The sequence below is a fragment of the Asaia bogorensis genome (assembly GCF_900465345.1).
Taxonomy (GTDB): domain Bacteria; phylum Pseudomonadota; class Alphaproteobacteria; order Acetobacterales; family Acetobacteraceae; genus Asaia; species Asaia bogorensis_A.
On sequence record NZ_UEGO01000012.1, the window covers coordinates 327,696 to 340,836 of the forward strand.

Annotated in this window: 13 protein-coding genes; 6 read left to right on the forward strand and 7 right to left on the reverse strand. The window is 60.2% G+C overall.

Features of this window, described 5'->3' with window-relative positions; genetic code table 11:
• Positions 1-131: 131 nt before the first annotated feature.
• Entirely contained in the window at positions 132-1,451 is a 1,320-nt protein-coding gene (locus ED655_RS07150; RefSeq protein ID WP_240993544.1) for a GNAT family N-acetyltransferase, read from the reverse strand.
• Between the two features lie 80 nt (positions 1,452-1,531).
• Between ED655_RS07150 and ED655_RS07155 the strand changes: the two genes are divergently transcribed.
• The 5 genes from ED655_RS07155 (at position 1,532) to ED655_RS07170 (ending at position 6,932) form a co-directional block, all read left to right on the forward strand.
• Positions 1,532-2,338, forward strand: a complete 807-nt coding sequence (locus ED655_RS07155) for an SDR family NAD(P)-dependent oxidoreductase (protein WP_122049541.1) — start codon at positions 1,532-1,534, stop codon at positions 2,336-2,338.
• Between the two features lie 161 nt (positions 2,339-2,499).
• Positions 2,500-3,474, forward strand: a complete 975-nt coding sequence (glk, locus tag ED655_RS07160) for a glucokinase (protein WP_122049542.1) — start codon at positions 2,500-2,502, stop codon at positions 3,472-3,474.
• Positions 3,475-3,841: 367 nt separating this feature from the next.
• Positions 3,842-5,221 (forward strand): C4-dicarboxylate transporter DctA, encoded by a 1,380-nt coding sequence (gene dctA, locus ED655_RS07165; protein WP_277302606.1) that lies wholly within the window; start codon positions 3,842-3,844, stop codon positions 5,219-5,221.
• A gap of 131 nt (positions 5,222-5,352) precedes the next feature.
• Complete coding sequence (locus tag ED655_RS15475; protein ID WP_162993421.1) at positions 5,353-6,351, forward strand: alginate export family protein; 999 nt, start codon at positions 5,353-5,355, stop codon at positions 6,349-6,351.
• Complete coding sequence (locus ED655_RS07170) at positions 6,285-6,932, forward strand: alginate export family protein (RefSeq protein WP_408735660.1); 648 nt, start codon at positions 6,285-6,287, stop codon at positions 6,930-6,932. The genes ED655_RS15475 and ED655_RS07170 overlap by 67 nt, the downstream gene beginning before the upstream one ends.
• Positions 6,933-7,004: 72 nt before the next feature.
• On the opposite strand, the gene ED655_RS07175 is transcribed toward ED655_RS07170, so the two are convergent.
• From ED655_RS07175 to ED655_RS07185, 3 genes are read right to left on the reverse strand one after another with little or no spacing between them, the layout of a single operon-like run.
• Positions 7,005-7,406 carry a DUF934 domain-containing protein gene (locus tag ED655_RS07175; protein ID WP_122049544.1) on the reverse strand — a complete coding sequence of 134 codons (402 nt, stop codon included), beginning with the start codon at positions 7,404-7,406 and terminating at the stop codon, positions 7,005-7,007.
• Positions 7,393-9,063 (reverse strand): nitrite/sulfite reductase, encoded by a 1,671-nt coding sequence (locus tag ED655_RS07180; RefSeq protein ID WP_122049545.1) that lies wholly within the window; start codon positions 9,061-9,063, stop codon positions 7,393-7,395. Before ED655_RS07180 ends, ED655_RS07175 begins: the two co-directional genes overlap by 14 nt.
• Entirely contained in the window at positions 9,060-9,377 is a 318-nt protein-coding gene (locus tag ED655_RS07185) for a DUF2849 domain-containing protein (protein WP_122049546.1), read from the reverse strand. Before ED655_RS07185 ends, ED655_RS07180 begins: the two co-directional genes overlap by 4 nt.
• Before the next feature lie 198 nt (positions 9,378-9,575).
• Between ED655_RS07185 and ED655_RS07190 the strand changes: the two genes are divergently transcribed.
• The gene (locus ED655_RS07190; RefSeq protein ID WP_122049547.1) at positions 9,576-10,070 is read left to right on the forward strand and encodes a flavin reductase family protein; all 495 of its coding nucleotides are present in this window, start codon (positions 9,576-9,578) and stop codon (positions 10,068-10,070) included.
• A gap of 57 nt (positions 10,071-10,127) precedes the next feature.
• On the opposite strand, the gene mtnK is transcribed toward ED655_RS07190, so the two are convergent.
• The 3 genes from mtnK to ED655_RS07205 are packed head-to-tail and all read right to left on the reverse strand — an operon-like array spanning position 10,128 to position 13,011.
• Positions 10,128-11,321 (reverse strand): S-methyl-5-thioribose kinase, encoded by a 1,194-nt coding sequence (gene mtnK, locus ED655_RS07195; RefSeq protein ID WP_122049548.1) that lies wholly within the window; start codon positions 11,319-11,321, stop codon positions 10,128-10,130.
• Entirely contained in the window at positions 11,318-12,034 is a 717-nt protein-coding gene (locus ED655_RS07200) for an NUDIX hydrolase (protein WP_122049549.1), read from the reverse strand. The genes mtnK and ED655_RS07200 overlap by 4 nt, the downstream gene beginning before the upstream one ends.
• Positions 12,031-13,011, reverse strand: a complete 981-nt coding sequence (locus ED655_RS07205) for an aldo/keto reductase (protein ID WP_122049550.1) — start codon at positions 13,009-13,011, stop codon at positions 12,031-12,033. Before ED655_RS07205 ends, ED655_RS07200 begins: the two co-directional genes overlap by 4 nt.
• Positions 13,012-13,141 lie beyond the last annotated feature (130 nt).

Genomic DNA, 13,141 nt, shown 5'->3' on the forward strand with positions numbered 1-13,141 from the left:
CTCGCTGACTCGAAAACCACGTCTGATCACGGCTTGTCCCGGCATTTGCCGCCAGAGACCGAGCGGCAGGATAGCGCTCCTCAATCCGTCGGGAAAAACCTGGCAGAGTCCGTGTTTTTCCCGGGAATGGATCAGATACTGACATCCTTTTCGTACAGGCGGTGCACCTTGTTCGGTTCTGGCACCAGGCGGCGAACAAGGTTCAACATCGGTGTGTTGGTGTCGAGGATCCATCCCAGTTCGACCGACTTGTAAGGGAGGGTCGCACGACGACGGATAAGCTCGTCAATGGCCAGTGAGGGCATGAGCGCGCCGAGTATCGTACCACGCACCTTGTGGGATACACCGAGAAGGATCACACGGGCCGAGTCAAAGCGATGGCCCAGCAGCCTCGCCCCCAGTCTGGCCCAGCCGAGTGGTGAAGGTGCCCCGTCGATGCCTCGGGCGATATCGAAGACATTGGGCACCACGAGTGCCATGGCGGCTGGCTCACCGGCGTGGTCGATCTGGACATAATGCTCTGGCCTGAGCACCAGCTTGAGTTGCTGGATGAGCGCTTCCATCTCATAGGATTGCAGCGGGACAAAATTGTAGGTGTCTGCCCAGGCGTCGTTATAGAGCGAGCGCAGCACTTCGCCCTGAGCCGCAATCTGCTTCTTGGAAAGGTGCGAGACTGTGACATCACCCAGCTTGCCCTCTCCAGGCTTGAGTGCGCCGGGTACGATATGACGCTTGTCCAGGTCTTCCGTCAGGTCGAGTTTGAACGTCAGCAGGTCTCTGGTCGGCTGAAATCCCTGCGCCTCGACCAGTTCGTTGAGTTCGGGCGGATGCCAGGGCGTGCCGATCATCGGAGATTCATTCTGCCCGGTGATCATGAGACCTGATTCCCCGTGATAGCCAAGCGTGACAGGGCCACGCATACGGACCATCCCCTGATCGCGCAGCCAGAGCTCGGCTGTATCGAGCAGCGCCTTCACGACAGAGGCGTCAGACACGGCATCGAGCGCACCAAACCAGCCGATCTTCTCATCCCAGGCTTCAAGCGCCTTGCTGTCCACAACAGCTGAGATGCGTCCTACAGGCCTCCCATCGCGCCAGGCGATAAAGCAGCGCACAGAGGCATGACGGTAGATGCCGTTCTTCGAAGGATTGAGCAGATCATTCTGCTCCATGTCGAGCGGGGGGACGTAGCCATCGCGCCCCTTGTAGAGTATCCGCGGGAGCCTGATGAAGAGCTTCAGGTCCTTGCGAGAGAGAACAGGACGTATGGTGAGGGAGCCATTTTTCTGGCTGTCATCCGAGTGGAATGAGTCAGGGGAGGAAGATCGTGTATCATGAGTCTGACGAGCCACCCTTGATGATCCGGGCTCTGCCATAACATGGTTTGTATCGGCCTGTGCGGAACCGGTCAGGCCGGCATCATACTGGCGGAGATCTTCTGCTTCCGACAAGGCTCACTCTCAATCGCGGTCTGCCCGGTTCGCCCCCATGGCACGACCGGGTTTCCGTTTAATTTACGAAAGCGCGTTGAATGTCACGTCCAGAGCCGTTTGCAAAGCTGAAGTTTGCACCAAGTCATGTCCTGATCACGGGAGCATCAGGTGGTTTGGGCCGGGCGCTGGCGCTGCAATATGCTGGCCCGAATGTCATGCTCACGTTGTGGGGGCGCAATGAATCCCGTCTTTCGGCCGTCGCAGAGGCGTGCAGGCAGCGGGGCAGTGTCGTGCAGGTCAGTGTGCTCTCCCTTACGGCGATTGATGATGCGTTGGCGCTTTTCAGGCTTTGCGATGACAGGAAGCCGGTAGACCTGCTTGTGCTCAATGCCGGGGTTTCGGATATACGCCCCTCCAACGCCCTGACCGAGACAACGGCAGCGGTGCGCGAGGCTACACTGGTCAATTATGCTGTGCCTGCCATTCTAGCCACGGAAGCGGCCGCACGAATGGCCCCGCGTCGACGGGGGCGTATCGCCATGATCGGTTCGGTTGCTGCGCATCACGACCTGCCTTTCGCCACCGCCTATAGCAGCTCGAAGGCGGGTCTCGCTCGCTTCTCGACCTGTCTGCATGCGGCCATGACTCCGCACAGGGTGGGCGTAACCCTCGTCGAGCCAGGATATATCGATACGGCCATGAGCCGAAGGCTCGAAGGCACAAGACCCTTTCTTGTAACCCCTGACGCCGCCGCTGCCCGCATCGCTGCTGCGATCGCTCGCAATGACGCGGTTCTCGTATTTCCTCGTGTCTTTCTGCTGCTCAAGCTGCTCTCTGCGGTTGTGCCCCGCCGCCTTGCGCATCGCTTGCTACGGCTCGCGAAAGTCAAGCAGACCGCAGCGTGATGTGTTCTGCGCTTGAGTGTTTGCCTGATGCTGTTCCTGCAAGGGTGTTGACGCAAGGATGATAGCCTGCGACTGCTTCCTCACGAAATGTTCGAGGGTGGGTTCGGGATGGACCGGACCCTTACCGGATCGGACATCGCCCCCGGAAACTGGAGCAAGAAATGCAGGATATTGTCACCGTCGATATTGGAGGCACGAACGCACGATTTGCGATCGCCAAGGTCGATCAGGGGCGTGTGGTCGAGCTGGGTGAAGCCACGACCCTGCGTACGGCAGATCATGCGAGCCTTGCTCTGGCATGGGAGGCCTTCGGTCGTACCCTTGGTCGTGAGTTGCCCCGTTATGCGGGCATCGCCATTGCTTGCCCGATCCAGGGTGAGACGCTCAAGATGACCAACAATCCCTGGATCATCCAGCCCTCCATGCTGGCAGAGCGTCTGCATCTGGAAGACTTCACGCTCGTCAATGATTTCGGGGCGGTGGGTCATGCCGTGGCCCAGATCGACGAGCAGTATCTCGAACATCTCTGCGGCCCCGATCGGCCATTGCCGAGCGAAGGCACAACGACGATCGTTGGTCCGGGCACAGGGCTTGGTGCCGCCTGTCTGCTGCGCCGCAAGGGCCAGTATTTCGTGATCGAGACCGAGGGCGGCCATATCGACTTCGCACCGCTCGACGAGTTCGAAGACAAGATCCTGCGTGCGCTGCGCCGCCGCTTCCGCCGTGTTTCGGCCGAGCGCATCGTATCTGGCCCCGGCCTGACCAATCTCTACGAAATCATCGCCGAGATGCAGGGTCTGCCCATTACCATGCGCGACAACAAGGCGCTCTGGGAAATGGCCATGGAGGGCCGTGATTCGATGGCAGCCGCTGCTCTTGAGCGCTTCTTCCTCTCTCTTGGTGCCGTGGCGGGTGATCTGGCCCTGGCCCATCGCGCCCAGGGTGTTGTCATTGCTGGCGGGCTTGGCCTGCGCGTGGCTGACCGTCTGCCCCATTCCGGCTTTGCCGAGCGCTTTGTTGCGAAGGGACGCTTCGAGAGCATGATGGGCGATATGCCGGTCAAGATCATCACTCACCCTCAGCCCGGCCTGTTCGGTGCCGCCGCTGCCTTCGCCTCGGACCATCCGTCGCTCTGAGGTTGATGGGGTGCGCCCTGTGGTTCGGGGCGCACCATCGCTTTTCTCCTACAAGAAATAGCCGATTTCATCTGCTTCGATGCCCAGCACCCGAAGCTTCTCCCGATTGCTGCCTGTCGGTTGGGGTCATACGAACCGATAACCCGGATGTCGCACCCTCCGAGCGCTTATATGAGTGTTCGGCTCAACTCCGGCAGTATTCGCTGTTTTGACCGCTCTTGCGAGAAGTGATCGTTCCTTCAGGGACAGCACTGTCATCCTATGTCAAAAAATTGTGCATTGCGTGCAGGACGAGATAGCGTAGTGCTGTCTTGATTACATTTGTGTAATATTGAATTGCGCCGCCGCCTTGCCACGGACACCAGACATGATGAAGCCGAATTCCATCGCAGGTACCCCAGGTACGGGTCAACACGGGCGAGACGGTGACGAGCCGAGCCATGAGCATGCCAAGCGTGTTCCGCTCTGGCGGCATACCTATATGCAGGTTCTCGTCGCGATTATCGTCGGTTCGCTGATCGGTCATTTTGCTCCCCAGACAGGGCAGGCCCTGCAACCTCTGGGAGACGGGTTCATCCGCCTCGTCAAGATGATCATCCCTCCTGTCATCTTTCTGACTATCGTGACGGGTATTGCAGGGATGCGTGACCTGAGGGCGGTGGCGCGCGTCGCGGCGAAGACTTTCGCCTACTTCCTGTTCTTCTCCACGCTCGCCCTGGTGGTCGGTCTGGTAACAGCCAATGTCATACGCCCGGGGGCTGGGCTTCATGCCACGATTGATACGTCACCTGCCGGAACGGCAAGCGTGGCGCGCTATATTGGCAAGGCTCACGAGAGCAGCCTTGTCGATTTTGTGCTCAATATCATTCCGGACACCTTTGTTTCGGCCTTGACGACAGGAAACATCCTGCAGGCGCTTTTCGTTGCCATTCTTACTGGTATCGGCCTGGCCCTGATGGGTGAGCGCGGGGCGCGCATGTTCGATGTGCTTGACGAAATTTCGGCCGTGGCATTCCGAATTGTTGGTATCCTGATGAAAGCCGCGCCGATCGGTGCGTTTGGCGCCATTGCCTATACGGTGGGCAAATACGGCGCATCGAGCCTAGCAGATCTCGCCACCCTCGTTCTTACATTCTACCTGACGGCAATCGTCTTTATTGTCGTGGTTCTGGGTGTCGTGGCCCGTCTTGCCGGGTTCTCGATCCTGCGGCTGATTGCCTATCTGCGTGCAGAGCTTCTGCTCGTGCTGGGCACATCATCCTCCGAAAGCGCCTTGCCGAGCCTCATGGCCAAGATGGAGCGGGCAGGGTGCCCCAAGGCCATTGTCGGTCTCGTGGTGCCCATGGGGTACTCCTTCAATCTCGATGGCACGAACATCTACATGACGCTGGCGGCGCTTTTCATCGCGCAGGCCTATGACATCCATCTCGGTCTCGGCCAGCAAATCCTGCTGCTCGGCATGGCCATGCTCTCATCCAAGGGGGCAGCAGGGGTCACGGGTGCGGGGTTCATCACGCTCGCGGCAACGCTCTCGATCGTGCCTTCCATTCCCGTGGCCGGGATCGGGCTGATCCTCGGTGTCGACCGTTTCATGAGCGAGTGCCGCAGCCTCACCAACTTCATCGGGAACGCTGTTGCGACGGTCGTGGTGGCACGATGGGAGGGCGTGGTGGACGATGCCAAGCTGGCGGAGGCGCTCAAACCCGGTGGAGGATCGGCGAACGCTTCCTCCGCGCTGACCGACTGACCGGGGCTGTCCTCGTGATGCTACGCGTTGGCTCTACAAGACGCTGTCTGTCGGCCCTGCTTTGTCTCTCGTCGGCGCTTTGCGCTCAGCCTGCCTTGGCGCAGTCTCAGCCGCAGGCGCATGAGCCCTTGATGTCCCGTGTGAAGGTGTCGCACGCTGATAATGCCAGTACGGGCAGTTCGGGGCTCGTTTCGCCGGTAAGTCCGCAGGCAAAGGCGTCGGCTGGCGCACAGGTTGCGAAGCAGGGTCAGACATCCTCGCCGAAAGCTCCCGTGCAAGCGCCCTCTGTCGGTTATAACCCGGCACCTGACCCCTTCCAGACCCGCGCACCGGCCGAACCTGCCGTGACCACCTATCCTGCTCCCGCAGCGGGCGATGGGCTGACGACCTCGGGCTACAACCTGTCGCGCTGGGCTGAGGACTGGAGCCGGATGCGCTATGCGAAAAACCGGCGAGACTGGCTGGATCGTCTGAAATTCCTGCCCCTTAACCCTGCCCAGACAATTTACCTGACCCTGTCGGGGGAAATGCGTCTTCGGCTCAACCAGACCAGCAACCCCAATCTGAAGAAGGGCCCGCTGCAGAGACAGGATATCATGCGCCTTGTTGGGGGCGCCGATCTGCATGTCACGCGTTATTTCCGCGCATTTGGCGAGCTGGCGCATGGCGGAGTATCCGGGCCCAATATCGGCGTGCCTGCTGCCAGCATGCGTAACAAGCTTCTGCTTCAGCAGTATTTCGCCGAGGCGAATGTGCCGCTGTCCCGTGTTCATCTCGGGGCACGATATGGTCGGCAGGAGTTTACCGATGGCGCAAACCTGATGACCTCGCAGCGCGATAACAACACGCTGCGTTTCGTCCTTAACGGTACGCGGTTCTGGGTGCGTGGCAAGATCATACGCGGCGATTTTTTCGACTTCCGCTACACAAGCCTCGGCCGGGGCGGAGCGCGAGACGATGTGATCGATCGCGGCATACGCTTCTCAGGGGGGACGGGGGGCTTGTTATTCCCCACGATTTTCTGGGAAAATCGAAGCTGTATCTCGATCCGTTTGTCTGGCGTCTGCGCAACCGACGCGCTGTATGGGGCGGCGCCCCCGCACGCGAGGACCGGATGTATTACGGTATGAGGCTCTGGGGAGATGTCCAGCGTCTGACCATCGACTGGGTGGGGAATTATCAGGGTGGCCATTACGATGGCCGTACAATTGCTGCTTGGCAGTTCTTTCTGGCGCAGACATGGCGTCTCGGGGCGAAGCCGACCGCGCCAAGAATCGGTTTTCATGTCGATTACGCGAGCGGCGGAGGGGCCTATGGCAAAGGCACATTGCGCAGTGCGCTCGCACCGTTTGGCAACAACATCTACTACAGCTACCAGCTTTTCCTGACGCCCACCAATCTGGTGGCGCTGGCGCCGAACGTCACGGTCTCACCCATAGAGAGCCTGCGTCTCACGCTTGAGCATCAGTTTGCCTGGAAAGCGAGCCTGAACGATGCCGTCTATCGGGCCAATGGCTCGGCCTTCTCGGGAACGCAGAACACGAAGGCCTATCGCGTGGCCCAGTCTACCCGCGCTCAGGCCGTCTGGACATGGACACCCCGTTTGAGCTTCACGGGGCGTTATGAGCATCTTCAGGCAGGGCCTGCCCTGACACGGGCGGGTTATACCAGCTCGGATTTCGTGGCTGGCTGGGCAAATTACCGCTTCTGAAAGCAGGGCGGCTGCCGGGCGAGTCTGTCAAAGCGCGCCGGGGGGCGATCCTCCCCCGACGCAGCATCGTGTTCAGCGCAGGCCGAGGCGGGTCTGATAGGTCAAGGGAAAGAGCGAGAGCGCCCGTAGCCACGGTGTCGTGTCGGCGTCATCGGCAAGCTGCACATTGTCCACGCCGCAACTGCGCAGGAACTGGGCCTGATCAGGGATCAGATGACCCTCTGCACGGATCTCGCCTGCAAAACCGAGATACTCGCGCAGGGCGCGCGCCTGCGTGAAACCGCGCCCGTCCCTGAAAATGGGAAAGGTGACGATGATCAGATCAAGATGATCGATGGCGGTGCCAAGCGTTTCGACGTCGAATTCCGGTGAAAGCCGGATGGCCCGCGTGGCTTCCGTCATCTCCGCCACCGGGATGATATCAAGCGTCTTGGGGGCTGGATGGCGCGCAGGGGCCAGTTCAAACAGTTTCATAAGCCGCTTCCTTGAAGGGGGCGTCACCAAGACGGGTCAATGTGTCGAGGAACTGCTCGCCCTTTTCCCGAACGCTGAGATAGCGATCGACGATACGTGCTATGGCGTCCACCATGTCGTCCTCCGGCAGGGCCGCGCCAAGAATGTCGCCCGTGCGCGACTTGTCGTCATCGCGCCCGCCAAGGGTGATCTGGAAGAATTCCTCACCGCGTTTATCCACCCCAAGCAGGCCGATATGCCCGACATGGTGATGACCGCAGGCATTGATGCAGCCCGAGATGTTGATGCGCAGCCTGCCGATTTCTTCCTGAAGGGCGTTATCGGCAAAACGGGCGCTGAGCTTTTGTGCGATCGGTATCGAGCGCGCATTGGCCAGTGCGCAGTAATCGAGGCCGGGGCAGGCCACGATATCGCCGATCAGTTCGTTATTGGCATCGCCGAGCCCGATCTCGCAGAGCGCCTGCCACAGGGAAAGCAGCCGATCCTGCGCCACGTGGGCCAGCACGACATTCTGCAGATGGGTGATGCGAAGTTCGCCGAAAGAGAACTGATCCGAAAGGTCAGCCAGACGGTCCATCTGGTCCGAGGTTGCGTCGCCCGGAATACCGCCAGCCGGTTTGATGGAAACTGTCACGGCAATCCGCCCGGGGGCGAAATGGGGCATGGTATTGCTGCGCACCCAACGATCGAAATCCGGGTGATTGGCACGATCCTGCCTGAGTGTTTCCTCTCCGCCTGGCGCGACCGTCAGATCGGGGGCTGCAAAGCGCGCCCGTATGGCCGCCACAATTTCCGGGGCAAGGCGATAATGGGTGGGGTCCATGCGGGCCAGTTCCTGCCTGACGGCATCGCGATAGCCATCCACCCCCAGGGCCTGCACGAGTATCTTGATGCGGGCCTTGTAGATGTTATCGCGTCGACCATAGGCGTTGTAGACGCGCAATATGGCTTCGAGGGTCATCAGCAGATCCGCTTCGGGAACGGCATCGAACAGTTCATGCCCAACCAGCGGGGTACGCCCCAGACCACCACCCACGAAGATGCGAAAGAGGGGGCCATTCTCGCCGGGGCGCGCCAGTATGCCAATATCGTGGAAGCGCGCCGCGACCCGGTCCTGAGGGCTTCCGGAAATGGCGATCTTGAACTTGCGCGGCAGGAACGTGAATTCGGGATGCAGCGTGGACCACTGGCGCAGGATCTCGGCATGGACACGAGGATCCATCAGTTCGTCGGCGGCAGCGCCGGCAAACTGGTCGCAGGTGACGTTGCGTATGCAGTTGCCGCTGGTCTGGATGGCATGCATGTCGACATCAGCGAGCTGACGCAGGATCTCCGGCGTGTTCTCCAGCTTGATCCAGTTGAACTGGATGTTCTGTCGCGTGGTGAAGTGGCCATAATCGCGGTCGTAATGGCGGCCGATATGGGCCAGCTTGCGCATCTGGCGGGAATCCAGCACGCCATAGGGGATGGCGACACGCAGCATATAGGCATGAAGCTGAAGATAGAGCCCGTTCATGAGACGAAGCGGCTTGAACTCATCCTCGCTCAGCTCACCGCTCAGGCGTCGTTGCACCTGCCCTTCGAATTCCGCGATGCGGGAGGCGAGAAACTCACGATCAGCCGTTTGATACTGGTAGAGACCGACAGGCGCGTTCATGCGTCCAACTCCGTGGCAAACTGGGGGTGAACCGTAGGGCCAAAGGCCCGGATACGCTCGCGCACGCTCACTGGCTCAGCGACCTTCGCCGGGCGCACGACGACTTCGTAAACACCGACGACGCCATCTTTCTGTGCCGATTGTATGGCGTTTTCGAGCGCCGATTCGTAGTTCTCGGGGGCAAGAATGGCGGCATGAGCGATAGAACGCTGCCAGGCGCCGCTGGCATCACGCCATACGATGTGGCCATCCAGCAATCTGTTGGCTGTCAGCACCAGAGCTTCTCCGGCGCCTATGCGTATCGCCCGTTTCATCCACCATTCCGCCTTGCTTGAACTGAGACTGGCGTGGTTTATAAACTATCCACGCTGATCGTGTAATTATATCTCAGAGAACCACTTCGGGGGCAAGGCATCAAACCGTGACCCGGCCGTGGAAATCTGCTCTGCCCCCTTGCAGCCACGTGAAATTGCCGCATACGGGTTCACACAAACATTCCAGGAGCCAGAACGATGCCGGATCGTGCCCCTCTGTCCAAAGAAATCTTCCGCGATGCGATGGCGCGACTGGCCAGTGCCGTGACCATCATCACGACGGATGGCGAGAATGGCCGTCATGGCTTTACGGCCTCTGCGGTATGCAGCGTGTCCGATGACCCGGCGACGCTGCTCGTATGCGTCAATCGATCGGCGTCGACTCATGCGCATCTGGTGCGTCACAACATGTTGGCCATCAATATCCTGGCTCACGAGCAGGAGGCGCTCTCAACGCTATTCGGTAGCTCGCGCTATGACATGGAGACCCGCTTCGCCAGTGGCGCGTGGCGCAAAGGCGAGCTCGGCATGCCGCTACTTGAAGGGGCGCTGGTCACACTGGAATGTCGCATCAGCCTGACACAGGAAATCGGTACGCATAGCGTCTTTTTCGTCGAGCCCCTCTGCGCCGAGTTTGCACGCAAAGAGGTCTCGGGTCTTGTCTGGTTCGACCGCGCCTATCGCAAGGCCTGATCGAGACTCTTCGGTTCGTCTGTGGGCCCTGGTCTGGCCCACTATACGATCTGGCGGTCAGATATGATCGAGGAACGTCTCGATTGTTCCGATCTGCCCTGCGCGCTGGATCAGGCCTCGGCCAGTCGTCAGGCCGCGTCGCCTGGCCTCGACCTGGCTCTGACGGTCCGGCGCTGAGTCATAATCATCGATCTGGGCGAAGCCTATGGTGCGCCGGATCATCTCAAGACCGGCGAACCCGGCCGCATCGTGCATGACCTGTTGGAAAAACCGCGCATATTCAGCACTTGCAGGCTGGTTTCCAGTCAATGCGCCGAGATCACCTTTCGCTCCCGGTGCCTTCCATGCCTCAAGATAGGTGCGTTTGAAACCAGACCATAGCAGGGTGATCTCGTCGCGCATCCACTCATCATGCTCGGGTTGCGCGTAGGCATTCATCACAAGATTCGCGATGAACATCCCGATATCGAAGCCAATCGGGCCATAAAGCGAAAATTCGCCATCAATCACACGGACATCGTCGCCGTTGATCATGACGGACCCGGTATGCAGATCACCATGAAGCAAGGCCTGCCCCGTCGATAGGAAGCGCTCCTGCAGGCGTTCGACCGCTGCATGCAGGCTGGCGTCGCTTTGAATCGAGGCGACAGCGTCGTCGAGCTCCGGGCTAAGCCAGCGATTGCGTGCGCAGTCACTCTGGTAGGGGTCTGTCAGCACCAGATCGACCGTGATGCGCGTCAGGGCCAGATTGCGGGAGAACACATCACGCAGGGCATGCACGTCCTCGAAGGGCAGGGCGCGCCATGACGTAGCAAAGCCGGTGCGGCCGACAAATTCGCCAATACGGGCGGCGAAACCGGCCGGTGCCGTACCGGCAATCAGGGCGGTACGCAGGACGTGATGCGTCTCGAGGTTTTCCATCACGATCAGGAACAATCCTTCATCGAGATGATAGAGCGCCGGTATCTGATGACCCACCGCACCCGTGACGCTCTGCATCCAGCGCGCCTCGAACAGATTTCGTTCAAGTGGCATGGCCCAGGCAGGATCGACGCGCACATAGGGCAGGGACTGCTTGCAGCACATGCTGCCAGCCGGCCCTGATACGATGAATACCGTGTTGAGATTACCGTCACTGACTTCGCGGGCTGTCCAGCCTGCGGCCTCACCACCAAGGCGGGCGGCAAGGGCAGGGTGTGCTGCGAGATAATCGATAAGGCCTGAGGCCGTTAGAGGGCGATAGGTGCTCATTGGGCAAGGCGCTCCAGCATGGCGCGGGTTGTTGGCAATACCTGCGGGCTGATCAGATCGATGCGATCCAGCGCATGACATTCAAGCTGGTCGTATTCGTCATTGGCCTTTTTCTGCCAGGCCTCGCGAATGGCCTCGAAGGGGAGATCGGTATCGATGCGAAAGCCGAGATCGACGATATGGGTGGTGTCATGTTCGCAGGCCAGTAACGGACCGGTCAGAGTGACCGCGTCGGTCAGGCCGATTTCTTCCTCGAGTTCGGCGAGGAGCTGGGCGCGGAGGTCGATCGGATCCTTTTCGCTGCGGGCCTCGACACTGCCTGCGGGCACACCCTGCCAGAAACCGGGAAGATAGAGCGAGTTCGGGTTACGTCGGCCCAGAACGATGCCGTCGCGGCAGACAAGGAGCCCGGTGACGGCGAGCGATCTCAGCTGAAGCCTGACGGCCAGTTCTGGCGCGCGCATCTGGGCCAGAACCCAACGATATTCGCACCAGAACCCGTCCAATCGGTCGTGGTGCAGCTGCGAGAGGCAGAATACGCGGCCATTATAGAGCCTGGGATGTTTCTCCAGTGCCTCTTGCCACACTGCCTCGATGCCCATCTCAAGCTCGGGATCGACCAGAGTCGGGGCCTCGTGGCAGGTCACCTGAATGTCCGTCGAGAGCGCGGTAACGCTCCATGGGGCGTTTGCCGGGTGTCTGGCGCTGGTCATGAGGATGTTCCGTGTTCTTCGAGCAGATGTTCAAGGGCTGTGAGCAACGGTTCGTCCAGAGGGGCTGCGCAGGACGTTACGTTGGCCTCGAGTTGCGCTGTGGATGTGGCGCCCGCAATCACGCTGCCGATCTGTGGCTTGTGCAGCAGCCACCCGAAAGCGAGATCGGCCAGGGGACGTTCATGACGTGCTGCCAGCTCTGCCAGTGCCTCGATAAGGGACCATGTGGCAGGATCATGATAGCGCTCCTGAAGATAGGTCCATGCTGCCAGACGTGATCCTTCGGGTGGTGGTGCATCCCGGCGATATTTTCCGGTCAGCATGCCCGAGGCCAGGGGGAAGTAAGGGAGTAGGCCCAGACCGAAATGCGTCAGGGCAGGGAGAAGCTCTTTCCCGGCCGATCGGGCCAGAAGCGAGAGTTCGTCCTGACAGCTGATGATGCCTGCAAGATTATCCCGCCTTGCGATATGACAGGCATCGGCCACCTGCCACGCCGGCAGGTTGGAAACGCCAGCATAGCGGATCTTGCCCGCCGTCACGAGGCTGTCGAGTGTGTGAAGCGTCTCTTCAAGCGGGGTGCGTGGATCGGGACAGTGGAGTTGGTAAAGGTCGATCCAGTCAGTTCCGAGGCGTTTCAGGCTGGCTTCCACGGCCTCAAGAATATAGCGCCGCGATGCCCCGGAGTGACGGGCCGACGGATCATCGCCCGTGCACATCTTCATGCCGAATTTTGTGGCAATGACGGATTCGGATCGCTTTCCGGTCAGGGCCTTGCCCAGAGCCTCTTCGGATGCGCCCGCATAGGCATCGCGTCGACCATAGACATCCGCCACATCGAACAGCGTCACACCGTGATCGAGCGCGGCGTGGACCAGCGTGCTTGACCGCTTCTGGTCTATGCGCCCGCCGAGGTTGTTACATCCCAGACCGAGTGCGGACACAACGAGGCCCGATCGGCCGAGACTGCGATAGCGCATACGATACTCCTGCGGCTTGGTCTTGCAGGATTATACTGCGTTTGGCCATCCTGGTCACTGCGGGGCGGCGAAAGGCCTTAAACGTGAAGCAATCAACGGAGCGCGTTGGGCGGGCCGGGTGGAATGCAGT